General features: G+C 37.3%; 16 protein-coding genes and 1 tRNA gene. 8 read left to right on the top strand and 9 right to left on the bottom strand.

The window, feature by feature from the left end:
- Positions 1-34 precede the first annotated feature (34 nt).
- Complete coding sequence (locus ACFIMP_RS02525; RefSeq protein WP_375611536.1) at positions 35-283, top strand: zinc-finger domain-containing protein; 249 nt, start codon at positions 35-37, stop codon at positions 281-283.
- Between the two features lie 52 nt (positions 284-335).
- The gene (locus ACFIMP_RS02520; protein ID WP_375685963.1) at positions 336-1,583 is read left to right on the top strand and encodes an FAD-binding protein; all 1,248 of its coding nucleotides are present in this window, start codon (positions 336-338) and stop codon (positions 1,581-1,583) included.
- 191 nt (positions 1,584-1,774) lie between these two features.
- Here the strand turns inward: ACFIMP_RS02520 and dnaE are convergent, their stop codons facing one another.
- Positions 1,775-5,242, bottom strand: a complete 3,468-nt coding sequence (gene dnaE / locus ACFIMP_RS02515) for a DNA polymerase III subunit alpha (RefSeq protein ID WP_375668388.1) — start codon at positions 5,240-5,242, stop codon at positions 1,775-1,777.
- Positions 5,243-5,644: 402 nt separating this feature from the next.
- Here dnaE and recG point away from each other — a divergent pair, with 402 nt between their 5' ends.
- Positions 5,645-7,753 carry an ATP-dependent DNA helicase RecG gene (recG, locus tag ACFIMP_RS02510; protein ID WP_375685962.1) on the top strand — a complete coding sequence of 703 codons (2,109 nt, stop codon included), beginning with the start codon at positions 5,645-5,647 and terminating at the stop codon, positions 7,751-7,753.
- Between the two features lie 356 nt (positions 7,754-8,109).
- Here recG and glmS read toward each other — a convergent pair whose 3' ends face one another.
- The 5 genes from glmS to ACFIMP_RS02485 form a co-directional block, all read right to left on the bottom strand.
- The gene (gene glmS / locus ACFIMP_RS02505; protein ID WP_375613095.1) at positions 8,110-9,933 is read right to left on the bottom strand and encodes a glutamine--fructose-6-phosphate transaminase (isomerizing); all 1,824 of its coding nucleotides are present in this window, start codon (positions 9,931-9,933) and stop codon (positions 8,110-8,112) included.
- 173 nt (positions 9,934-10,106) lie between these two features.
- Positions 10,107-11,456, bottom strand: a complete 1,350-nt coding sequence (gene glmU / locus ACFIMP_RS02500) for a bifunctional UDP-N-acetylglucosamine diphosphorylase/glucosamine-1-phosphate N-acetyltransferase GlmU (protein WP_375610449.1) — start codon at positions 11,454-11,456, stop codon at positions 10,107-10,109.
- Positions 11,457-11,470: 14 nt separating this feature from the next.
- Positions 11,471-12,259, bottom strand: a complete 789-nt coding sequence (locus ACFIMP_RS02495) for a cytochrome c biogenesis CcdA family protein (protein WP_375610470.1) — start codon at positions 12,257-12,259, stop codon at positions 11,471-11,473.
- A gap of 43 nt (positions 12,260-12,302) precedes the next feature.
- Positions 12,303-13,319, bottom strand: coding sequence for an RgsD C-terminal domain-containing protein (locus ACFIMP_RS02490; RefSeq protein ID WP_524535888.1), 1,017 nt, complete (start codon positions 13,317-13,319; stop codon positions 12,303-12,305).
- A 12-nt stretch (positions 13,320-13,331) separates the two neighbouring features.
- Positions 13,332-13,655: a HesB/IscA family protein gene (locus ACFIMP_RS02485; RefSeq protein WP_375613096.1), complete on the bottom strand. Its 324-nt coding sequence runs from the start codon at positions 13,653-13,655 to the stop codon at positions 13,332-13,334.
- Positions 13,656-13,763: 108 nt separating this feature from the next.
- On the opposite strand from ACFIMP_RS02485, the gene ACFIMP_RS02480 reads away from it, so the two are divergent.
- The 3 genes from ACFIMP_RS02480 (at position 13,764) to ACFIMP_RS02470 (ending at position 19,422) form a co-directional block, all read left to right on the top strand.
- Positions 13,764-14,966, top strand: coding sequence for a deoxyguanosinetriphosphate triphosphohydrolase (locus ACFIMP_RS02480; protein ID WP_375627797.1), 1,203 nt, complete (start codon positions 13,764-13,766; stop codon positions 14,964-14,966).
- A 30-nt stretch (positions 14,967-14,996) separates the two neighbouring features.
- A complete protein-coding gene (gene argS / locus ACFIMP_RS02475) occupies positions 14,997-16,754 on the top strand; it encodes an arginine--tRNA ligase (protein WP_375627798.1) in 1,758 nt (585 codons plus the stop codon).
- A 151-nt stretch (positions 16,755-16,905) separates the two neighbouring features.
- Positions 16,906-19,422, top strand: a complete 2,517-nt coding sequence (locus ACFIMP_RS02470; protein ID WP_375685961.1) for an SPOR domain-containing protein — start codon at positions 16,906-16,908, stop codon at positions 19,420-19,422.
- Between the two features lie 177 nt (positions 19,423-19,599).
- On the opposite strand, the gene ACFIMP_RS02465 is transcribed toward ACFIMP_RS02470, so the two are convergent.
- Positions 19,600-19,875 (bottom strand): hypothetical protein, encoded by a 276-nt coding sequence (locus tag ACFIMP_RS02465; protein WP_375627800.1) that lies wholly within the window; start codon positions 19,873-19,875, stop codon positions 19,600-19,602.
- A 310-nt stretch (positions 19,876-20,185) separates the two neighbouring features.
- On the opposite strand from ACFIMP_RS02465, the gene ACFIMP_RS02460 reads away from it, so the two are divergent.
- A complete protein-coding gene (locus ACFIMP_RS02460; RefSeq protein ID WP_375685960.1) occupies positions 20,186-21,292 on the top strand; it encodes a branched-chain amino acid aminotransferase in 1,107 nt (368 codons plus the stop codon).
- A 105-nt stretch (positions 21,293-21,397) separates the two neighbouring features.
- Here ACFIMP_RS02460 and glpX read toward each other — a convergent pair whose 3' ends face one another.
- Entirely contained in the window at positions 21,398-22,384 is a 987-nt protein-coding gene (gene glpX, locus ACFIMP_RS02455; protein ID WP_375613101.1) for a class II fructose-bisphosphatase, read from the bottom strand.
- Positions 22,385-22,525: 141 nt separating this feature from the next.
- Positions 22,526-23,842: a homoserine dehydrogenase gene (locus ACFIMP_RS02450; RefSeq protein WP_375685959.1), complete on the bottom strand. Its 1,317-nt coding sequence runs from the start codon at positions 23,840-23,842 to the stop codon at positions 22,526-22,528.
- Between the two features lie 1,336 nt (positions 23,843-25,178).
- Here ACFIMP_RS02450 and ACFIMP_RS02445 point away from each other — a divergent pair.
- Positions 25,179-25,253: transfer RNA gene (locus tag ACFIMP_RS02445), tRNA-Glu, on the top strand.
- Positions 25,254-25,395: the final 142 nt, after the last annotated feature.

Genomic DNA, 25,395 nt, shown 5'->3' with positions numbered 1-25,395 from the left:
CTGATGAGAAAATTTATTCTGGAGTTTGTATGCCATGGCTGATCACAATATTCCTCATTTCCAAAATGACCTTGGATATAAAACAATCGAAATTGGTGTGAAAGAATTTATGTGTGTAGGCGCTACACACCCATTCGATCATCCTCATATCTTTATCGATATGGGAGCAGCAGATGAGAAAATTTGCCCTTACTGCTCAACCCTTTATCGTTATGTTCCCTCGCTATCATACGATCAAACAAACCCAACAGGATGCTTATATCATCCAGAAAAGCTATTATAATTGCGTTTTTTGGCTTTCTTAATAACCCCTCTTTTAATTCTGCTTGTTTAATATGAAATCATTTGTGGAACAATCACCCATCATCGTTGGAGGAGGAATTGCTGGTTTAAGCACTGCTTTAGCACTCGCTCATAAAGGAATTGCAAGCACCATTATCGAAAAGTGTAAGCAACTTGAAACGATAGGCGCTGGTATTCAACTGACACCAAATGCAACATCTATTCTTGCTCGCTGGAAACTTCTTAACAAACTCACTGAAGTCGCGACAATCCCATATTTTCTTGAGTTAAAAGATGGATTATCTTTAAAAATACATCTACGGGCTCATCTTATTAATCTAACAGAAAAATATTGGAAAGCCCCTTATATGACGATTCACCGCGCGGCTTTACAAAAAATTTTATATAATGCAGTGATTGAAAATCCTTTGATCAAATACAAAGCAGGCGAAACGATTGTATCTTCTACCCAATCGGCAACCAACATTAAAATCACGACAATAAAAACAGATACGGCAACAGAACAGCTTTATTCAACGCCCCTCTTGATCGGATGTGATGGCGTTTGGTCAACATTACGGCAACAATCTCCTTTTCATGAAAAAGCAAATTTTAGTGGCTTTATTGCTTGGCGTGCAACAACAACATCTGATAATCTTCCTCAAAACTTTCGTTCTTCATTGCAAAATATGAAGACAATTACGGCTTGGATGGGACCAAAAAATCATCTTGTTGTCTACCCCATTCAATCGTCAGAAAAAAATTTTAATTTTGTCGCCATTACGCATGGAGAAAGTTCAAAAGAAGGATGGGCTCATAAAGGAGATAAAGAAAAACTCAAATCTCTTTTTAAAGATTGGAATTCAAAAATCTTACAAATCTTCGATCATATTGATGAATGGAGTTATTGGCCACTTTTTCAAATGAAACAAAATCGTTTTATCGGTTTAGAGAGACAAGTATTTGTTGGCGATTGCGCACATGCTGCCTTACCTTTTGCAGCACAAGGTGCCGCTATGGCAATCGAAGATGCCGCCACATTAGCAAAAGCACTTTCATTGAAAGATTTTTCATTAACGAAAGCACTTTCGCTTTACGAAACAACACGCACCCCGCGTATTGTAGCAGTAAAAAAACGCGGAGATTTCAATAGATTAGCCTATCACGCAACCGGTCCCATAGCAATTGCACGCAATCTCATGATGAAAATTCGTACACCAGAGAGCATTATGTCAGATCTCAATTGGCTTTACATGTATGATGCGATGAATTCTATAAAAAATAATGATAAAAACTTATAAAATTCTTCCGGCACTTTGAATATTACGAAAGAACGAGATTTTTTTAATTTTATGACACTAAAAAATATCATAATTTACTCTAATAAAAGCAATATTTTTCGAAACCTACAATCCGATTTTAAAAGCTCCATTTTTAGCTCTCCTAAAAGCAAAAACACCACTCAAAATCAGCTCCCATCTTTAATCTTTCTTTAACTCAATTCTACATCAACAACACCCTGAATTAATTTCATAGCATTTGCGACATGTGAATTTACCTTATATCGCTTAGGAAGCGCAATTTCGACTTCTCGCAATCCATCCTCTTGAATTAAAATAAGCCCAACCTCTCCATTCCCCCCAAGATTTAAATTTTGTTCAATTTGTGGAAGCATATCAACTGTTTTTATAAAGAGACGCATCATTTTATGCTGTTGTAATGATTCATTTTCCAAAGACTGAATTGTTTCAATTCGCAAACTAACTCCTTCAGAACGATTTTCTGCGCTCACCGTAATAATAAAAGATTTTCCGGGTTCTAGCATCTCTTCATAATCCGAGAGTGCCTCAGAAAAGAGAACTGCTTCATATTGTCCACTTGTATCAGAAAAATGAATAATTCCCATTTTTTTACCAGATTTTGTTTTGCGCACGTTTTTTGCCACAACAGTTCCAGCAAGCCGTGCAGCCGTTGCTCCCCCTTTAACGGCATTGGCAAAATTACCCCAAGTCTGAATGCGTTTTTTGTTCAGAATAGCTTGATACTCCTCCAAAGGATGCGCAGAAAAGTAAAAACCTATAGCTTGAAATTCTCGATAAAGTTTCTCAGCCGGCAACCAAGGGGTTGTTTGCGATAAAATCAATGGTTCTTTTAATCCGCCTGCCATTCCAAATATATCAACCTGCCCGCTAGAATTGTCATCGAGAATACGAAGTGCACGCGCATGAAGGGTTCCAAGATTGGCTAATAAAACCTCACGTGCAATGTTAAAACAATCAAAAGCACCAGCACAAACTAAACTTTCCATCGCACGCTTATTAACAATACGAGGATCAACACGCGCACAAAAATCTTCCAAATCCTTAAAAATCTTACTCCCACGACAAGAAACAATATGATCTACAACAGTTTCTCCCACACCTTTAATGGCAGCAAGAGAATAATAAATACAATTATCACCAACCTCAAAAACACGATGAGATGTTTGTATAGAAGGTGCAATAACTTCAATACCCAACCTTAATGCTTCACGCCGAAAATCATTGAGCTTATCTGTATTCGTCATATCATATGTCATTGAAGCAGCTAAAAACTCAACGGGATAGTTTGCTTTCATATAAGCCGTTTGGTAAGAAACAATTGCATAAGCAGCAGCGTGCGATTTATTAAAACCATAATCGGCAAATTTTGCTAAAAGATCAAAGATAATATCAGCTTGATCTTTATCCACGCCACCTGCAACAGCTCCATTGACAAAACGCGTACGCTGTTTTTGCATTTCAGCATGAATTTTTTTCCCCATAGCACGACGTAGTAAATCAGCTTCTCCAAGCGAATAGCCAGCAAGAACCTGAGCAATCTGCATCACCTGTTCTTGATAGACAATAACACCTTGTGTTTCTTTGATCAGATGATCTATCTTAGGATGAATAGAAGCAATTTCCTCTTCCCCATGTTTGCGTGCATTATAGGTTGGAATATTCTCCATTGGACCTGGACGATAAAGTGCAACCAGCGCAATAATATCTTCAATACGGTCTGGCTTCATTCCAATCAACGCCTTGCGCATACCAGAACTTTCCACCTGAAACACGCCAACCGTTTCACCACGTGCCATCATAGCGTAGGTTGCTTCATCATTCAGAGGAATATTTGATAAATCTATTTTAATCCCCTTTCTGGCAACAAAATCGACTGCCATTTTCAAAACAGTAAGCGTTTTTAATCCAAGAAAATCAAATTTTACCAGCCCCGCTTGTTCAACATATTTCATGTTAAATTGTGTAACAGGCATATCAGAACGAGGATCACGATACATCGGGACAAGCTCCCAAAGTGGACGATCTCCGATAACAATCCCAGCAGCATGAGTTGAAGCATGACGATAAAGTCCCTCCAACTGAAGCGCTATATCTAATGCGCGTCCAACAACGGGATCTTTTTTCTTTTCTTCTTCAAATTTAGGTTCATCCTTAATAGCATCTGCTAATTCTACCTGACTTCCTGGGGTGGCAGGAATTAATTTTGTAAGATAATCCACCTGACGATAAGGAACTTCTAAAACACGCCCCACATCACGCAAAACTGCACGTGCCTGTAACTTACCAAAAGTAATAATTTGAGCAACTTGATCACGTCCATATTTTTTTTGAACATATTGAATAACTTCTTCGCGCCGCTCTTGACAAAAGTCGATATCAAAATCTGGCATCGAAACACGATCTGGATTCAGAAAACGTTCAAAGAGAAGAGAAAACCGCAAGGGATCCACATCAGTAATCGTCAATGCATAAGCAACAAGTGAACCAGCACCAGAACCCCGGCCTGGTCCAACGGGAATGTCATGAACCTTTGCCCATTTTATGAAATCTGAAACGATAAGAAAATATCCAGAAAATTGCATACGCGTAATAACTGAAATTTCATAATCAAGCCGCTGTTCATAATCTGCAATCGTATACCCTTCAGCCAACCCTATTGTTTCAAGCCGAATCTTCAAACCATCTTTAGCCTGATTTAATAACTCACTATCTTCTATTTCTAAAGTAGTTTCTGAATTAACAGATTGTTCTATAAAACGAGGCAATATCGGTTTTCGAAGAGGCGAGGCAATATGACAACGCAATGCAATTTCAACACTATTTTCCAAAGCTTCTGGAAGATCAGAAAACAGTGTAACCATTTCATCTTGTGACTTCAAATAATGATCTGGTGTCACACGTTTGCGATCTGGATTAGAGACAATTTGTCCTTCTGAAACAGCCATCAGCGCATCATGCGCTTCATACCCTTCTCTTTGCAGAAAAAAAGCTTCATTCGTTGCTACAAGAGGAATTTCATGCGCATAAGCCAATTCAATAAGATCAGCTTCTACTCTCCGGTCATAAGAGCCATGCCGTTGTAACTCCACATAAAGACGATCAGCAAAAGATTTTTTCAAATAAATTAAGCGCTCAACAGCATGTTCTTTTTTCTCTTCTGCCAAAGAAAGATTAATAGGTCCTCCCTTTCCACCCGTTAAAGCGATTATGCCTTCACTGTGTTCTGACAACCAATCAGCTTTAATATGAGGAGGATCAGTATCACACTTATCAAGATAAGCACGGCTCACAAGACGAACCAAATGAGCATAACCGGTTTCGCTAGCAGCCAAAAGAACAATAGAGCAAAAATCAGAAGGATTACGCCATTTAGCCAAACGTGAATGATCATTTTCATCACAAAAATCAACAGTAAGCTGACAACCAATAATAGGTTGGACCCCATGAGAAAGACAATGCTGTGAAAATTCCAAAGCACCAAATAAATTATTGGTATCGGTAATAGCAACCGCTGGTGCATGATCTGAAATCGTCTGTTGAATAATTTGGGGGATTTTTAAAGCCCCTTCGAGCAAGGAATAAGCTGAATGCACTCTCAAATGAATAAAGCGAGGAAGAGAATTTTTGTTCTCTTGCATTTGCATTTTATTTTTTACCACTCTCACAATTTCCCACTACAAAATAAATGCTAAACAGCACCCCTTATAAAAGAAAAAACTTCTGTTCATCATCAAACTTTAAAGCTATAAATTCATCATCCTACATAGGAGCAATATCCCAATTTTATTAATATTTATAAGAGAGTTCTATCAAGAAAATGCTTCTATTCACAGCAAATAAACACCTAAAATAAAAAGAAAAACAATATACCTCATCTAAGTACTTTAATTTTTGACCATTTAATTGTATTTTTCTTTAAATATTAATTTCTCTTCCTAAAGTTCAATGTGTAAATAAAGCAACCTTGTCTTTATGACTTTATCCCCAAAAAGCTCTTCTAAAGGTCTAGAAAAAACAAAAAGGGCAGGTTAAATTTGCTCATGCCTCCAAGTCTTCTTACCCCACTTTTTAATTCTATCCGAACTCTTTCTGGTATTACACCTAAAGTCTATGGTTTATTGACCAAACTCTTAGATGTTAATCCCACACAACGCGAAGCAACCCTTATTGACCTTCTTCAATTAATGCCCCATTCCGTTATAGACCGCAGAATGCGTCCCAACATTGCTTGTGCAAAAGAAGGAGAGACTGTTACGCTCGAAATTATTATTGATCAACATCAACCACCACCCCGTGGTCACAACCGAATTCCCTATCGTGTTATTGCGCATGATCACACAGGAAAAATAAATTTAGTCTTTTTTCATGCTCAACCTCTTTGGCTAAAAAAACAACTCCCCGAAGGAAAAAAAGTCATTATATCAGGAAAAGTTGAATGGTTTAATGGACAGCTTTCAATGGCGCATCCAGACTATATTGCCCCAAGCGAACAATCAAATCAGATACCTCTCATCGAACCTGTCTATCCCTCTACTGCAGGACTAACTGCAAAGACACTAAGACGCGCCATACAAAACACTCTTGATTTTATTCCTCTTCTACCAGAATGGATAGACGAAAATATAAAAAAGCAGCAAAATTTTCCTTCTTTTTCTGTTGCTTTACGCCGTATCCATGCGCCCATTAACCCCGATGATCTATCCTTAGAAAGTACAGCACGTAAGCGCCTTGCCTATGATGAATTGCTCGCTTGTCAATTGGCGCTAGGACTCGTGCGTTTGAAAACTAAATCTCTTGTTGGCACTTCTCGACCAGCAACAGGAATTTATACTAACAAATTGCTCAATATCCTCCCCTTTCAACTCACAACCGGACAAAAAAAAGCAGTAGAAGATATCGCAAATGATCTTGCTTCACCAGAACCGATGCTAAGACTACTCCAAGGTGATGTAGGCGCAGGAAAAACTGTCGTTGCATTAATGGCAATGGCACAAATTGCTGAAAATTCAGGACAATCAGCTTTAATGGCACCAACCGAAGTGCTTGCCAGGCAACATTTTGCTACTATTGCCCCTCTTGCCGAAAAAATCGGATTACAAACAACGCTTTTAACAGGACGAGAAAAAGGAAAATTGCGGACAAATATCTTAAATGATATTCTGTCAGGTCAAGTTTCTATTGTCATCGGAACCCATGCTCTCATACAAAACAGCGTTACTTATAATAATCTCGCTTTAACCATTATCGATGAACAACACCGTTTTGGTGTTCATCAACGTATCGCTCTTACAGAAAAAGGCAATAAAGCTGATATGCTGGTTATGACCGCCACGCCCATTCCGCGCACACTTGTCTTAACAGCTTTTGGTGATATGGATGTCTCTAAAATTACCGAAAAACCAATGGGACGACAACCCATTACAACAGCAACGCTTTCTTTGAAACGTCTTCATGAGCTTATAGCGAGAATCGCAATTGCATTAGAAAAAGGAGAAAAGCTCTATTGGATTTGTCCTTTAGTAGAGGAATCGACAGCTCTTGATCTCACTTCAATTGAAAACCGCTTTGCATTTCTCCATGAGCGCTTTGGAGCACACGTTGGTATGATCCATGGAAAAATGTCTACAGCAGAAAAAGAAGCCGCTATGGCATCTTTTAAATGTGGAAATACACGTATTTTAGTTGCAACCACCGTCATTGAAGTGGGAGTAGATATTCCAGATGCTTCGATCATTATCATCGAACACGCGGAACATTTTGGCCTTTCACAATTGCACCAATTACGTGGACGTGTAGGACGAGGCGATAAAAAATCTTCCTGCATTTTGCTCTATAAAGATCCACTGACTAAAACAGCAGCAACACGCCTTAATATTATCCGCAATACAGAAGATGGTTTTGAAATTGCTGAAGAAGATTGGCGCCTACGAGGCGAAGGAGAGCTTTTAGGTACAAAACAATCTGGAGTCCCTGAATTTCATATAGCAAACCTTGCAGTTCATAGCGATCTTTTGTCAATGGCAAGAAAAGATGCTCGTTTATTTTTACAACGCGATCCTCATCTTTCTTCTGAGCAAGGACAAGCTTTACGGTTGCTCCTTTATCTTTTCGGACACAACGATGCTGCACGCCTCTTACGAGCAGGATAACAAAAACCCTCTAATAAAAAACTTAAATACCTCTCTGTTCAAATATGATTTTCTCTTAGAATTACCCATAAATGATCTACGCAGTCTCTTACCATCTTTATGCTTCATGAACGAATAACAAATCAACTGCATTAAAACAGTAGAAGCAATATTGCGTCTTTTTTTACCATTATATTCACATAACTGATCTATTTTTTGATAGGTAAGAAAATATTTTTCGTTTTATCGTAAAGGATTTAGGAATAAAAAACCTTTCTTCAGTATTCTCGTTCAACAGAGAAAAATGAAAAAATAAGTTTCATTATAAATCAATTTCTTACACTTGATTATTCTCCAAAAGATTCAGAAATATACTTTTATTCAACCGTGACTGATTTTGCTAAATTACGGGGTTGATCAACATCTGTTCCTAATAAAACAGCCGTATGATAAGCGATTAACTGAACAGGGAGTGCATAAATAATAGGAGAAATAAATTCTGGAACATCTGGCAAAGTGATCGTTGATAAAGTCTTAAGACAAGCTACTTCTGCTCCCTTTTTATCGGTTATTAAAATAATACGACCATTACGCGCTACCACTTCTTGCATATTAGAAAAAGTTTTTTCAAACCACCGATCATAAGGTGCAACAACAATAACGGGTATTGTCTCATCCACCAGAGCAATTGGTCCATGCTTTAATTCACCTGCCGCATAACCTTCAGCATGAATATAAGAAAGCTCTTTCAGTTTAAGAGCTCCCTCCAAAGCAATCGGATAAGAAGTTCCACGTCCCAGATAAAGAACACTTTTTGCATTCACCAAATCACGACAAATACATTCAATTTTTCTCTCTAATTTTAAGACCTCATTTAAAATACGTGGAACTTCTGCCAACTGTTGAACCAGTTGCTTTTCTATTTGAGCCGAAAGATAGCCACGTTGTTTAGCCGCACTAAGAGCGAGTGAAGCAAGCGTTGCCAATTGACAGGTAAAAGCTTTTGTTGAAGCAACACCTATTTCCGGTCCGGCAAGTGTTGGGAGAATAAAATCAGCCTCCCTTGCCATTGTTGATTGCTCTACATTCACAATTGTTGCTGTTTTTACACCCCGCTCACGACAATAACGCAAAGAAGCCAATGTATCAGCTGTCTCACCAGATTGAGAAACAAACAGCGATAACACATCAGACGTTATAGGAGGTTCACGATAACGAAACTCGGAAGCAACATCATTATCAACACTTAAAGCGGCAAATTTCTCAAACCAATAGCGCGCAACTAAGGTTGAATAATATGCCGTTCCACAACTCGCAAAAAGAAGCCGATGAATATTTTTCCAATCAATCAAATTCTCAAGCGGTCGAACCGCATAATTTCCAAGGTCAAGATAATGCGCCAAATTATGAGAAATCACTTCAGGTTGTTCAAACATTTCCTTGTGCATAAAATGACGATGATTACCCTTAGAAATCAATAAAGCCCCTTCGAGTAATGTCGTCACAGGACGTTTTACCGGTTGGTTGTTAGCATCATAAATTGTAACACCTTCCCGTGTGAGAACAGCCCAATCCCCATCTTTCATATAGCTAATATAATCAACGAATGGTGCCAAAGCAATCGCATCTGACCCCACAAAAAATTCATCTTTTCCATAACCAATTGCCAGAGGTGGACCAGAACAAGCCGCAATCATAAGGTTATCTTCACCTTCGAAAATAAGAGCAATAGCAAAAGCCCCCTGCAGCCTTTTCCAACTGGTACGTATGGCTTCTTGCGGAGAAAGACCATCTTTTAATGCACGCGTTATTAAATGTGCAATAACTTCCGTATCCGTCTCTGTTTCAAAGATACAACCATCCTCTATGAGTTCCTTTTGCAGTTCTACAAAATTTTCAATAATACCATTATGAACAATCGCAAGCTTTTCAGTCACATGGGGATGCGCATTGCGTTCAACAGCAATTCCATGCGTAGCCCAACGGGTATGACCAATCCCTAAACTTCCCTCCAGAGGTGTTTTTTTTAATTTTTCTTCTAAATGAACAAGCTTCCCCTCAGCACGTACACGATAAAGATGCCCATTATGGACCGTTGCCACCCCAGATGAATCATACCCTCTATATTCAAGACGTTTTAACCCCTCAACCAAAGAGGACGTAACACACCTCTTTCCAAGAACTCCAATAATTCCACACATTAAAAAGCTCCAACCCACATCTTAAGATTCAAATTTTACAAAACAATCCAACAGCCTTTATTTAAAACTATAAATAATAAAAATAATTCAAACATGGAATACGGCAATCTTTAAGAATAAATCTTCCATCCATCGTTAGATTAACACGAAACAAAAGAATAAGCTGAAAATAATCATTTTTTCTGTTTGTTTTCTAACAAACGCTCTCGAAATTTTGTCGCATAGCCCTCTTTTATAACCTGTCGTGCACGCCCAAAAGCCATACTGTTCATAGGAATATTTTCAGTAATAACACTTCCTGAAGCAACATAAGAGCCATCCCCTATTACCAATGGGGAAACAAGTGCCGTATTAGACCCAACAAAAGCATGATCACCAATCATGGTTTTATATTTGTTAAATCCATCATAATTGCAAGTAATCGTACCGGCTCCAATATTGGTATGTGCACCAATTTCGGCATCACCAATATAACTTAAATGATTGATTTTAGAAGATTCTCCTACCTTAGCTTGTTTGACTTCACAAAAATTTCCAATCTTTACGGACTTAGCCAACTCTGTTCCAGGACGCAAACGTGCATAGGGACCAATCTGTGCATCTCTACCAACCACAGCACCTTCGAGATAACTAAATGCATGAATAACCGCACCAGATTGTACTTTTACGTTTAACCCAAAATAAACATTTGGTTCTATCACCACCCCTGGTGCAATTTCTGTATCATAAGAAAAATAGAGTGTTTCTGGCTTTAAGAGTGTAACACCCGATAACATTAAATCGCGCGCTTTACGTTTTTGCCACAAAGAATCAGCCTCAGAAAGCTCAAAACCGTTGTTAATTCCTACAATATCTTCAAAAGGAACTTCAACAACACGCACATCTAATCCTTCGCGTGTTGCAAGAGAAGCAATATCTGTTAAGTAATATTCTTTTTTCACATTATTATTACCAACTTTCTCTAAAAGAGAAAGTGCATGTTTTCCACGCATAGCGAGTATTCCACCGTTACAAAAAGAAATCTTTTTTTCTTCATCGCTAGCGTCTTTTTCTTCTACAATTGCAATCAATTGACCATTTTTCTCGAGAAGACGCCCATAACCTGTTGGATGTTTGGTATGAAAACCTGCAAAAACAACATCTGCTCCATCAGCAAGCTGTGCACGCATTTGGTGCAATGAATCTTGCTGAATGAGAGGAGTATCCCCAAAAACAATGAGCACATCATCCACCTCCTTTTGCAAAGCTAAACGAGCAGACAAAACAGCATGGGCAGTTCCTAAACGCTCTTTTTGTTCAAAAATCATTACATCTTTTACAAATGACTGAACAACGTGCATAACCTCCTTAGCACCATATCCCACAACAACCGCTAATTGTGAAGAGCCTGCCAATTCTATTTGTTTTAGAACATGGCATATAAGAGGCAATCCAGCAATTTTATGAAGTACCTTAGGCAGAGACGATTTCATGCGCGTCCCCTCACCTGCGGCAAGAACAATAGAAAGACAACTTCTAACCATAAAAACACATAAGACTAACGAGAAAATCCAAAAAAATTCATAATACTGTGCCAACGAATATCTTCAATATAACTCAACGAAGGATAATGTTCTAAAAGCCAAAATGAAAGATCCTGCATAGAACCTGTTAAAAACAAAATCCCTGTAAGAATAAGAAAAACACCAATGATTTTTTCAACTTTTCCTAAATGAATACGAAAAGCTCCTAAAAATCGCATAAAACTGCTCGAAAATAAAGCTGCTAACATAAAAGGAATAGCAAGACCTAATGCATAAACCGCTAAGAGAACAGCTCCCTCTCCCACAGTTTCTTTTGTTCCAGCAAGCGTTATAATAGGACCTAAAATAGGGCCAATACACGGTGTCCAACCAAAGGCAAAAGCTAAACCGATAATATACGCGCCTAAAGGACCAGCAGGTGTTTTTTTGGTCTGAAAACGCGCCTCACGAAATAAAAAAGCGATCTTGAAAATCCCCAAAAAATTTAAACCAAAAATAATAATGACAATTCCAGCAGCAAGAGCAAACCAATCACGATAATAACCGATGAATTTCCCAATTGTACTAGCACTGGCACCTAAAGCAACAAAAACAGTCGTAAACCCAAGAACAAAAGCAATAACAGAAGATAATAAAGCCCACCGGATAAAGACTTTCTCATCAGGCTTTTCTGAACGAAAATCATCAATACCAACCCCTGCCATATAGCACAAATAAGGAGGAACTAATGGCAAAACGCATGGTGACAAAAAAGAGAGTGCCCCAGCAAAAAACACACCAACTGTTGAAATTTCAATCAAAATTCATACCCCGTCTTTCATCATAGTTTACCCCCATGAACAACGATCAATCCACATCTTCATCAATTTGTTGCATATTTTCTTCATTCGCCACCACACTTATATCTTCATCATGACCAGAAACGACTGAAAAAACTTTTTGATAGATTTTATCTTTATTTTTAGCAATTGCAATATACTCTCCCTCCGCTAGCACGAGTGAAACATACGCACCAACTGTTTCATAAACGATATCACCAGAATCATTGGCAAGAGACCAACTTGTATCTGCAAGCGCTTCTCCTCCTTCTTGTCGCACCAACTTTAAGACAATCTGAGCGGCCTGATGTTCAAGAGTAACTTCTGTTATTTTACCCGCATCCACTTGAATATCCGAACGAGCCGTCGCATTAATAGAACCATAATGGGAAGCAACATGGTAGCGGCCAGCTTTTAAACGCACAACTGATTGGGGTTTAACATTTGATATAATTACTCCCGTATCATCATTTTCTTTTTCATCCTCATAAATGGTAAAACGGAGTTCCTTTTCATTCATTACGCCATTGAGCAGTGTTGCATTTAAAATGACACCACCAGCCTCAAGATTAAAGTTTTTTACAAGACTCTGCCCATTTTCTAAACGAATATGGCGCACAGCACTCATATGACCAAATGAGACATGAACAAGATAATTTCCTGGTTCGAGATCAAAACGTGCACTTCCCCCCTTATAGGTTGCCACTAATGGTAACTTATTATCAATCCCTAGAATAGGAGCATAAACCCGCCAGACAAGCCCTTTTTCAATATCCGGATGACTATTTGTTAATCGAGCATTCAAAATGAGTTGTGTTTGAGATGCTAAGTTTTCGTTCTCCTGCTCTTGAGTCTTTACAATAAAACTCCTTGATTGTCTCTGCTGCTGATCTTGCCCTTCTCCTGCTTCAGAAAAAGCACAGTGGCTCCAAGTCAATAAAGAAAGCGCCACGCACAACCATACACATCGGTGCACTATTTTTATAAGAATACCCATTTTTGCATTGTTGACCAACATGATCTTTTTTTCAAGAAACAATATCACACAGCCATCATTTTAAATTGAGAAACTTACACCACAACCACATGATGAAACAGCATTGGGATTGTGGATTTGAAAAGACTGCCCCATAAGATCATCAACAAAATCAATCTCAGCTCCTTCCATAAAAGGAAGTGATAGTAAATCAATAAACACAACTGCCCCGTCTTTTTTGAGAACGAGGTCATCTTCACACATTTCAGAAACCAAGTCATATTTATAAGAAAAACCAGAACACCCACCACCTTCAACAGAAATACGTAATGCTATTTTATCGGTTTCACGCAAAAGTATCTGTGCAATTTTTTTGGCAGCAACATCTGAAATTTTCACATTCATTTTATATATCCTTGCATTAAACCATCAAGAAAGAGTATCCTACACTCAAAGAGCAGTTTATTTCTCATAAACCACTCTCAATTTTAAGATGATAATAGACAGCTTGCAATGGATATAGGCAATATCAACTTCAATTACCAATCTCGAGCAGTATACAGTGCTCATCCACAAACAAGCCGTGGTCGATTATACCATGAAACGATGAGCACCACACGCTCACCTTTTCAACGAGATAGAGATCGTATTATCCATTCTAATGCATTTCGACGTCTTAAACATAAAACGCAAGTGTTTATTGCTGATGAAAGCGATCATTACCGTACTCGCCTAACCCATTCCATAGAGGTTTCTCAAATTGCAAGAACATTAGCCCGTGCCCTGTGTCTTGATGAAGACCTTGCCGAAGCCATTGCCCTTGTTCACGACTTTGGACACACACCCTTTGGCCATGCAGGAGAAGATGCTCTTAATGAAGCCATGGTACATTATGGCGGCTTTGATCATAATGCACAAGCATTACGCATTGTAACAAAACTAGAACAGCGCTATGCAAATTTTGATGGACTTAACCTTACATGGGAAACCCTCGAAGGACTTGTAAAGCATAATGGTCCCCTTTTAGGTCCTCACGCAAAGAATAAGGAGGTTCCTATCGATATTTTACAATACAATGCAAAGCAAGACCTTGCACTCGATTGTTTTGCAGGGCTAGAAGCGCAATGTGCTGCTATTGCAGATGATATCGCATACAATGCGCATGATATTGATGATGGTCTACGTTCGCAATTTTTAACACTCGATCAATTTGAACATGTTCCACTAACAGCAGCAATATTAAAAGATATAACAGATGAGCATCCCCACCTCGACCAAGCGCGTCGCGGTTACACACTTGTACGAAGACAAATAACAACCATGGTTGAAGATGTTATCAAACAATCACAAGAAAATTTAGCACGCATCAAACCAACAAGCATAAACGATATTCACCAAGCAAAACAAACCATTGTCACCTTTTCACCGACAATGACCGTTTATGAAAAAGAACTAAAAAACTTTTTATTTAAAAATCTTTACTACCATGAACAAGTTCTTAGTCGTCGCAATGCAGCAAAATGCATTGTACAAAAATTATTCAATTGTTATTATGAAAATCCAAATACAATGCCTGAAAGTTGGCAGAGCAAAACAGTGCACTTAAAAAATCAAGAGTTAGCACGTTTGATTGCTGACTTTCTTTCAGGCATGACGGATCACTACGCTCTACGTGAATATCAGCGTTTATTTGACCATACAGATAATTTCGTTTAATGGCTTTTGGCATCATCATGGAAGCTAAATATGAATATCTTTAAAAACTTCGAAAAAAAAATTAAGAGATCAATTGAATTATCTGATATAAAAGGAAAAAATGGAGAAGATCTAGATTTATCAAAAATCACTGTTGATCCTCCGCGTGATTCCTCCCACGGTCATTTATCAACCAATGCTGCTATGGTGCTTGCAAAATCTATTGGAATCAATCCACGTGCACTTGCAGATAAAATCATAGAACTTCTTAAAAATGATTCCTCTATCGAAAATATAGATGTTGCCGGTCCTGGTTTTATAAACATAAAGCTTACAAAATTATTTTGGCAAGATGCTATAAAATCTATGCTTGAATTAGGCACTTCTTATGGTCGTATTCCAATGGGACAAGGAAAATGCGTCAATGTTGAATATGTCTCAGCAAATCCCACTGGACCAATGCATGTAGGACACTGCCGCGGAGCAGTTGTTGGGGATGTTCTCTCCAATTTGCTACAATTTACGGGCTATAACATTACAAAAGAGTATTATATCAATGATGCGGGTCAACAAATCGAAGTCCTCGCCCATTCGGTACTATTGCGCTATCGTGAAGCTCTTGGGCAAGAAATTAATGAAATTCCAGAAGGACTCTATCCTGGAGAATACTTGATACCATTGGGTCAATCGCTTGCTCAAGAGTTTGGTGACCAACTCCTCACGATGGATAAAGATGAAGCCTTATCTCTTGTGAAAGAACGTGCAATTCATGCAATGATGTCCATGATTCGCGAAGATTTGGCTGCTCTTAATATTTATCATGATATCTTTTTCTCTGAGCGAATGCTTTATGCAGATAATGCACGCGCCATTCGTAACACCATCAACGACCTCACTTTAAATGGTTATATCTACAAAGGAAAACTCCCCCCTCCCAAAGGACAAAATACAGAAGACTGGGAACCAAGCGAACAAACTTTGTTCCGTTCAACAAATGTCGGTGATGACCAAGACCGTGTTTTAGTCAAATCTGACGGTTCTTACACTTATTTTGCTGCTGATGTTGCTTATTTTCGGGATAAATTTAATCGTCATTTTGATGAAATGATTTATATTCTAGGCGCAGACCATGCGGGCTATGTAAAACGACTAGAGGCAATGGCAAAAGCAATTTCTGGGGATAAAGCTAAATTAAGTGTCTTCTTGTGTCAATTGGTAAAACTTTTTCGCAACGGTCATCCTGTACGCATGTCAAAAAGAGCAGGATCTTTTGTCACTCTACGGGATGTTGTCGAAGAGGTTGGGCGTGATCCTGTGCGTTTTATGATGCTATACCGTAAGTGTGAAGCACCTCTTGATTTTGATTTTGCAAAAGTAACAGAACAATCAAAAGATAACCCCATCTTTTACGTACAATATGCAAGTGCACGTTGTCACTCAGTCTTTCGTCAAGCACAAGAAGCGCTTCATATTAAAAGCTTTTCAAATAATACATTGATTGCCCATCTTCATCGATTAACAGATGACCATGAAATATTGTTAATACGCAAACTTTCTGAATATCCACGTATCATTGAACAGGCCGTAATTCATAAAGAACCGCATCGATTAGCGTTTTACCTTTATGACCTTGCCTCCAGCTTTCACACCCATTGGAATAAAGGGAGTGAAAATCTCAATTTACGCTTTATTCAACCTGATGATAAAGAGTTATCCTTTGCAAGATTAGGATTGATACAAGCTGTTATCAATATTTTATCATCAGGGCTTACCATCATAGGAGTCGAAGCACCCATAGAAATGCGTTGAAAAAGTTCTATAAATACATACAATAGGTACTCTATTGATAAACTTTTTCATGTATCCTTGCATGAGAGGGGGAAAATTTATAATTTTAATATAACAAATCAAAATCAACCATTGATTGCACGTAAGTGCAAACCATCATGTGAGAAAAGCTATGAGCGATAACGATCGCAAAAATCTACACGAAACAAAACACGATCATGAACACCATGATCCTTTAGAAAGGCTTACGCGCATTTTTAATCCGCACAAACAAAGCGGAAACCAAAATGAGCAATCGTCTTTAAAAACAGAACGATCAACATCTCACCCCGAAACATCATCCCATGATGATGATTTTGATTTCTCCTTTCTAGAAGAGGAACTTGAAAAAAATTTAGCACATGACTTACCGTTTGATGATCAAAAAAAACAATGGGACTTGCATGCAACCAGCAACGCAACAGCCTCAGATATTGCACAATCTTCTTCTTTCAACCATTCAAAACAAAATAATTTATCTGAAGAGAAATATTCTTCACCTAGCAGTCATGATGAAGAACAAATTTTAGATGAGCTTTCTCCATTACCAATCCCAAAGAATCAATCACATCAACAGAAAAAAACAGCAACCAATGCTGATCCTTTTCTTGAAAAAAGTAATCTTATGTCACAATCAGAATCAGAAAATTTCTTTTTTGATAAATCTGAAAGGCACGAAAATAAGAGAGAGACGCCAGAAGATGTTGAACAAACCAATCGTTTTTCACAAATAAATTCACAACAACCTGAGACTACGAATATACAAAAAACTTATGAGGACAATCAAAACCTCTATGACACTCCTATAAACCATCCCTATAAAATTTCAGCTGATCAAGAAAATTGGATTAAAAAAGATTATCCTGATGTCTCCTCTTCTACAGAGGAAAATGAGTTTTTTTCATCTTCTAATCTTGTGTCAGAAAGACAAAACACTGCAAGAAATCAAACAACAAGTACCTTCTCCTCACCTTTAGATTCTCCACCAGTTGATAGACAATCTTATTTAAAGGGAGCTTCACAAGAAGATCATACAACCAATTATCCCCATTTTTTTGCAGCCCCCCCCTCACAACAAGAAACTTATGGCGAAAAAGTTCCGATATATGATGAGGCTCGAGCCCAATACATCAATAACGCCGAAGGTGCCTCTAACCCAAATAGAGAAATTTCATATAATGAAAATAATTTAGATGAGTTTCTTTCCTCATCCCCCTCTTTAAATACAAAACAAACGGATGGCTTTTTTGCCCATAACTATACGCACAGAGATACTCCCCCTCCCAATGTTGATACTTATAAATTTTCAGAGGAAATCGTAGAAAAAACTGGTCCTATTATGGTTCCAGAAGTCCCGTATGAAGCGCCAGAATATGATGTGCCAACTAATGGTGGTTTAGAAGAAGAATTTGCTGATGTACTCAATGTAGGGAATGTCCCAACGGATAATTTTTCTCAAAAAAAACAGAAAAACGAGGTTTTTAGTGAAGTTTTTCATCAGTCTATGCAAAATTCAAAAGAAGGTGTTTATATAAACTCTAAAGAACAAAATTCCGACTATTTTTCTTCTGCCAATATGGAATATAATTTTCCCTCTTTTAGCGAGAATTCATCATACACAAACTCAGATGAGGTTCCCACACCTCCATCAGCTCCTCCTCCCTTAAAAAGTTTTATTTTTGGTAAAACTTTCATTAAAGGTTTTTTTATACTTATTTTAATAGGACTTGGGTTTGCTGGTTATTCTCATTTTTTTATGCCATCACAAAAAAATGAAGAAACGGTCATTATCCACGCTGATAATACGCCTTTTAAATTCAAACCAGAAACAACTGAAACGAAAAATGATGTTGCACATAATTTAGATATTTATAAACAAACAACTGAACAAAATGAGAAACAAGAAAATACACAACAATTTCTTATTGATAACTCTGAACAACCTGAAAATTTAAAAGAATTAAACCCTGAAGAATCTTCAAGCGTTTCCTCATCGTCTTTAAATGAATCTGATGTTGAAGATGCAGTCACAGAAGCCATAAATCATACTATTCCAATGCGAGAAGTACAAACTGTTATTGTCAATCAAGATGGTACAGTTACACTAGCCTCCGCGCATCAAACAAACAGCAAAACTGCTGCTCAATCTGAAGAAAGCATTGATCAAACTTCTAATGAACTTCAAGATTCGTCCCTTGTTTCGTCGCATGATTCTGATATAAACGACCAAGAAAGAGATCATGATCTCAAAAATAATATTGATAAAATAATCGCAGAAAATAATTCTAGCTCAAATATTGAAGAAAAATTTATCCCTATCCCTTCCCATGCAGAAAGAAATACACAAGTTGAAACACCAGCCGCGTCTCGCCCCATATCACCAAACAGAGTCGCAGCACAAAATTCAGAAAGTTATTACGTACAACTTGCATCTCAACCAACGTATGAGCTCGCTAGAAATTCTTTAAAAAATATGAAATCTAAATTTGGATTCCTTATCGGTGCCCGTTCTTTAAATATTCAATCCGCTTTTATACCAGGAAAAGGTACTTATTACCGTGTTCGGATTCAAGCGCAAGACCGTAATGAAGCCATAATCCTTTGTGAATCCATTAAAAGTTCTGGTGGAAGCTGCTTCATCACACGCTAAACCAATAATGCAACGGTTTTAACAACCGTTGCATTATTTATTTCCATACCATTTAATTACTTATCAAAAACTTCAGAAATTAAAATCATTCCTCTCTTTTTTATGTCTTTGTGCTGACTTTATTCCTTAATCTACGTCGATTTTCGCCCTATCTAAAAGATTATATTTACGAAAAAATTACTCCGTACCCTTATAGGTATAAGGTACAGGAGGAAGCGAATTTAAATCTTTTTTGGGCGTTGTTACACTTTGGCTTGTTTCTGGGGTATTATAACGCGAACTATGTTCAGGAGATTTTGCAAAAAAAGATCCTAAAAAACCAAAAATAAACCAGATAATAACCATCGCAAGAAGAATAGCAAAAATACCCTTAGCGATTGAAACAGGTTGTTCATGACCTCTTCTTTCTGCGGCCATACGTTCTTCATATGTGTGATAATTTTTATCAATCATAGTGGATTCCTTTTCTCAATTCCCTTACCTTTAAATTTCTAGAAAATATGCATATATGCAATTATTCAGATACTTATTGTGAGAAAACGATAATTATAAACAAAAGTTCCAGTTTACTTCATAAAGTTGAGAAAAAGAAGCGAGGATAGAATTAAAATATCTACCCTACTCTAGCCTTTGAATTCTATAATAAACCCCTTTGTATTCTATAATAAAACATTGACACAAAGGTTTTGTTAATAATAGAGTTATAATCAAAATATTTCATTATTTTTATTAATAAAAATGAAACATACTCAAAAGGTTTTTTATGAAATCTCCCATATCATCGCTTCCCTTTAAAATAGAAAAACACCCATCTCCTCTGTCAGAAGAAAAATATGAAGAAATTTTAAAAAGTCCCGGTTTTGGTCAATTTTTTACAGACCACATGTGTACTATTCAATGGACTGAAGACAAAGGCTGGCACAATGCCGTCATTTCTCAATACAAAGCTTTAGAAATTAACCCTGCAAGTACCGTTTTACATTACGGACAGGAAATTTTTGAGGGTTTAAAAGCATATCGTGCAAAAGATGGACGCATCTTGCTCTTCCGTCCTGATGCCAATGCACAACGCTTTATAGAATCAGCGAGGCGTTTAGCTATGCCAGAATTGCCAAAAGATATTTTTCTGGATGCCGTTCATCAATTAGTAAAGATTGATCAAAAATGGGTTTCTGATCAGCCCAACGCTAGCCTCTATATCCGTCCATTTATGTTTGGCAATGAAAACTTTTTGGGAGTCCGCCCTTCTCAAGAATATCTTTTTTGTGTCATAGCCTCTCCAGTTGAATCCTATTTCAAAGGAGAAGAAAAATCTGTCAGCGTCTGGATTGAAACAGATTATAGTCGTGCCGGTCCAAGAGGAACAGGGGCTGCCAAATGTGGTGGAAACTATGCAGCAAGCTTACTGGCACAAAAAACTGCAACTGAAAATAATTGTAGCCAAGTACTCTTCCTTGATATGATTGAACATAAATGGATTGAAGAACTTGGTGGTATGAATGTCTGCTTTATTATGGACAATAATACACTTGTAACCCCCCCACTTAATGGAACTATCCTTCCAGGGATAACCCGTGATTCAATCTTAAGGTTAGCTCAACAAATGGGATTAAAAATAGAAGAGCGTCCTTATTCTTTTACAGCGCTTCAAGAAGATGCAAAGAGTGGACACCTTAAAGAAGCCTTTGCTTGTGGTACAGCTGCCGTTGTCACATCAATTGGTCGTTTTAGATATAAAGGGGGAGAATTTATTATTGGAAATGAAACAGTTGGAGAAGTTACAAAGCAGCTTCGTACACAATTGGTTGGCATTCAAAAAGGGAACATAGAAGATAAAAATGGCTGGGTACATTCTGTCCAGATCTCATAATATTTAAGGTATTCTCATATCTATAAACGCTTCCATGAAAGTAGATTCATGGAAGCGTTTTTCCTAGAAAAACTCCCTCTATTTTTAGTGACAAAAAAGAAAGCATTAATCAAATTTCGAATGATTTCTATGCTTTGCTTTAATATTACGGACTGTACCCGTATGGGAGCGCATTACGAGAGTTTCCGTTTGAATGTAACGAGATGTAAATTTAACACCAGAAAGCATATTGCCATCTGTCACCCCTGTTGCTGAAAACAAAACATCACCCTTTGCCATTTCTTCCATTGTATAAACCTTATTGGGATCACTAATCCCCATTTTAGCTGCACGAGCAATTTTCTCTTCTGTATCAAGCAGCAAACGACCTTGCATCTGTCCTCCAATGCAGCGCAAAGCAGCAGAAGCTAAGACACCTTCAGGTGCTCCACCAATCCCCATATAGATATCAATACCTGTTTCTTCTGGATCAGTTGTATCAATAACAGCAGCCACATCTCCATCCCCAATCAAGCGAATCGACGCCCCTGTCGCTCGTACTTCATTAACCAATTTTTCATGACGAGGTCTATCCATAATACAAACAACAATCTGATTAACAGTCACTCCTTTAGCCTTCGCAAGAGCATGTATATTATCGGTAGGACAAGCATCTATATCGACTACTCCCTTTGGATAACCAGGACCAATAGCAATTTTGTTCATATAAACATCAGGGGCATAAAGGAGATTACCCTTTTCAGCAATTGCAACTACTGCCAAAGAATTGGCAATATTTTTAGCACAAAGTGTTGTACCCTCTAGTGGATCAAGTGCAATATCGATCGCCAATCCACTTTGAAGACCTACTTTTTCTCCAATATAAAGCATAGGCGCTTCATCCCGCTCACCTTCACCAATCACCACTGTACCATCAATAGGCAATCGATTAAGTTCTTGCCGCATTGCATCTACAGCAGCCTGATCCGCTGCCTTTTCATCGCCACGTCCGCGCCAGCGTGCAGCAGCAACAGCAGCACGTTCAGTAACACGTACCAATTCAAGCGTCAAAATACGATCAAGTCCATTTAAAATCTTCTGAGTTATGGGCATATGAAAAAATCCTACCGAATGAATACCAGAAAAAATATGAGTCCTTATTAAATACTAAGAATAAAGTTTTTTGGCAAAGATGAAAATTTTCCACAAGAGATAAAAGAACTCAATCGTGCTTTTTTATTATCAAGAAAGTTATCAATTCTTTGCCATAGGTTCAATACGAATAAATTGAGATTTTGCAACAAGACGTCCATCTTTTTCAATTTCTGCAAGTGCCTGTCGTACATTCACCTCTGTTGTTTCATGCGTAATTAAAATAATTGTTTTTTCAATTTGATCTTCTACAAAAGATCTTTGAACAATCGACTCCAATGAGATGTGATTATCAGCCATATGCCTTGCGACCGCGGCAAAAACACCAGTACGATCATGAACATTTAAACGAATAAAATAACCACCTGCATGATGCGAAATACGTGCTTTTTTATGAGGAGCAAGTTTTAATGCTGGACGTCTTAAAACAGGTGCATACTGAAAACCAGAACGCGCTTTTGCTATATCAGCCAAATCACCAATAACGGCTGATGCTGTTGCCTTTCCTCCGGCGCCAGGACCAGAAAACAGTAATTCACCTAATAAATCACTTTGAATAGAAAGAGCATTGGTTACACCATTTATCTGTGCAATCATTGAGGATGTTGGTACCATTGTTGGATGAACGCGTTGCTCTATTCCAGAATCCGTTTTTAATGCAACCCCTAAAAGCTTAATCCGATACCCCAATTCATCAGCTGCTCGAATATCAATTTGCGAAATATTATGAATTCCTTCAACATAAACATCATCTAACGAAACAGCAGTTCCAAATGCCAAGCTTGTCAACAAAGCTAATTTATGAGCAGTATCATTTCCCTCAATATCAAAACTTGGATCTGCTTCAGCATACCCAAGTCTCTGTGCATCTGCTAAACAATCTTTAAATGAAAGACCTTCCGTAAACATACGTGTTAATATATAATTACAGGTTCCATTGAGAATACCATAAATTCGCGATATGCGATTACTAACAAGTGATTCTCTCATCGCTTTGATAACAGGAATCCCCCCTGCAACAGCTGCTTCAAAATGAAGAAAAACACCTTTTTTTTCTGCAATTATAGCCAGCTCTACGCCATGTTGAGCAAGAAGAGCTTTATTGGCTGTTACAACATGATGTCCCGCCTCAAGCGCTCTCTTAACAGCGGTATACACCACATCCAATTCACCACCAATTAACTCTACAAAAACATCAATCTCATCAGAAGCAGCCAACTCCACAGGTGAATCAAACCATTTTATACCACTAAGATCAATTCCACGATTGCGACCTTTATCACGCGCACTAACAGCAACAACTTTGATGAATCGCCCACATTGACAAGCTAAACTATTCGCTTTTTCAAATAGAGTTCGAACAACTGAAGTACCAACTGTACCAAGTCCCGCAACGCCAACTTTTAAAGCTTCTGCCATATTCTAACCACTGATCCCTATCTTCATTGAAGAATCGTTTAAATGATGTGCCAATCAACACAAAGAATATCTATATCCATAAGAACAAAAGAAATATCCCGCTCTATTCACTTTATTTTCTCCAATAGAATTATCCCCGCTTATTCAATCAACATTCCTAAAAATATAATATTTATTGTCTTCAAAGATTTCAGAATCTTATAAAATATTTAATTCAGAATGAAAATCTGTAAAACTGATAAATGCAAGTTGCCATAAAGAAAAGTTCTAAAAAATAATCAATAACAAGTTAAAGAATATTGAAGACTTAGTAAGAAAGAATAAAAATATCTCTTCTAAATCGACAAATATGGAACAAAAAACATTCTTTCATATGATAAATTAAGAGAATGGATAAAATAAAGTAGTTCAGTCAATAATAACACATTCCTTCCTACCATTCCATAGCTTAAACTATAAATCTTTAATGCAAAAATCTTAACGCACTCATATATCAAAATAGAACCTTACATTAAAGTAAAACACAAGACTTAATATGCACACACCATAATTCTAAAATATTATAAATATGGAAAATAAATTTGCAAAATTCGAATATTTTATCTCAACTTATTGCCACCTCTTTAAAAAACTAGCGAATTGAAATGACAAAAATCTCAATCTGCCCTTTACCCAAACTAATTCATTTCCAAATAAATAACCTTCCCAATATGTGAGGGAACAAATGAAGGGGTTTTAATTTTAAATTTCTTACAAACCTGTAAAAGTAAAGATAAGAAAAGTATTTTTAATATATTCTGTAAAATTTGCTTAATATTCTTATTATAAAGAATCTTTTTATATTTTGTTAAACTGAAAGGAATTTGTGGCTTGCTCCTCAAAAAAACTTTTGTATAATTGGTATTATTTGTTAATTTGGTAATAAATATTATCTTTCCACTTCATAAATTATACAGTTTTTGCTTTATGATAAGCTCAAATGAGAAGTCTTTCTGTATAAAGGCTCTTTCAAGCAAGTTAAATAATATTCTCATGTGGTGAGCAAAGATAACAAGCGATAAAATATGCAAAAAATAAATACATTAAAAATGCTGTTTTTGATCATTTTTGCCTACTCCTCAAACTGAAAATATCATTCCCTGAGATGATACCCACATCAAAATTTTCTATCAATCATGATAACTTTATATTTTTTCTACAAAAAATCTTAGAAAATAAAATGATCTAAACAGGAAGCGCTCAAAAATTATTCAATAAAACACACTTTTTTCAAAAAAAATGACACAGAGGGCTTGCGAAGTAAAAAGATCCTCTCTATAAGCCTCATCATTGGTTTGCGCCCATCGTCTAGCGGTTAGGACATCGCCCTTTCACGGCGGAAACAGGGGTTCGATTCCCCTTGGGCGTACCATGTTTCTTTTTTCTGTACATAATCTATTGATTTTATATATCTTTTTTAAAGTACGGGATACGTGGATAAAAGTTAGGGAATAGGATTTTCTAACATTTGTCTACAACAGTAGCATTTTCTTTTCTTTGCGCTTCGCTAATCA

Source organism: Bartonella sp. AP65SXKL (assembly GCF_042195725.1).
Lineage (GTDB): Bacteria > Pseudomonadota > Alphaproteobacteria > Rhizobiales > Rhizobiaceae > Bartonella.
This window is presented reverse-complemented; position numbering and strand designations above follow the sequence as displayed.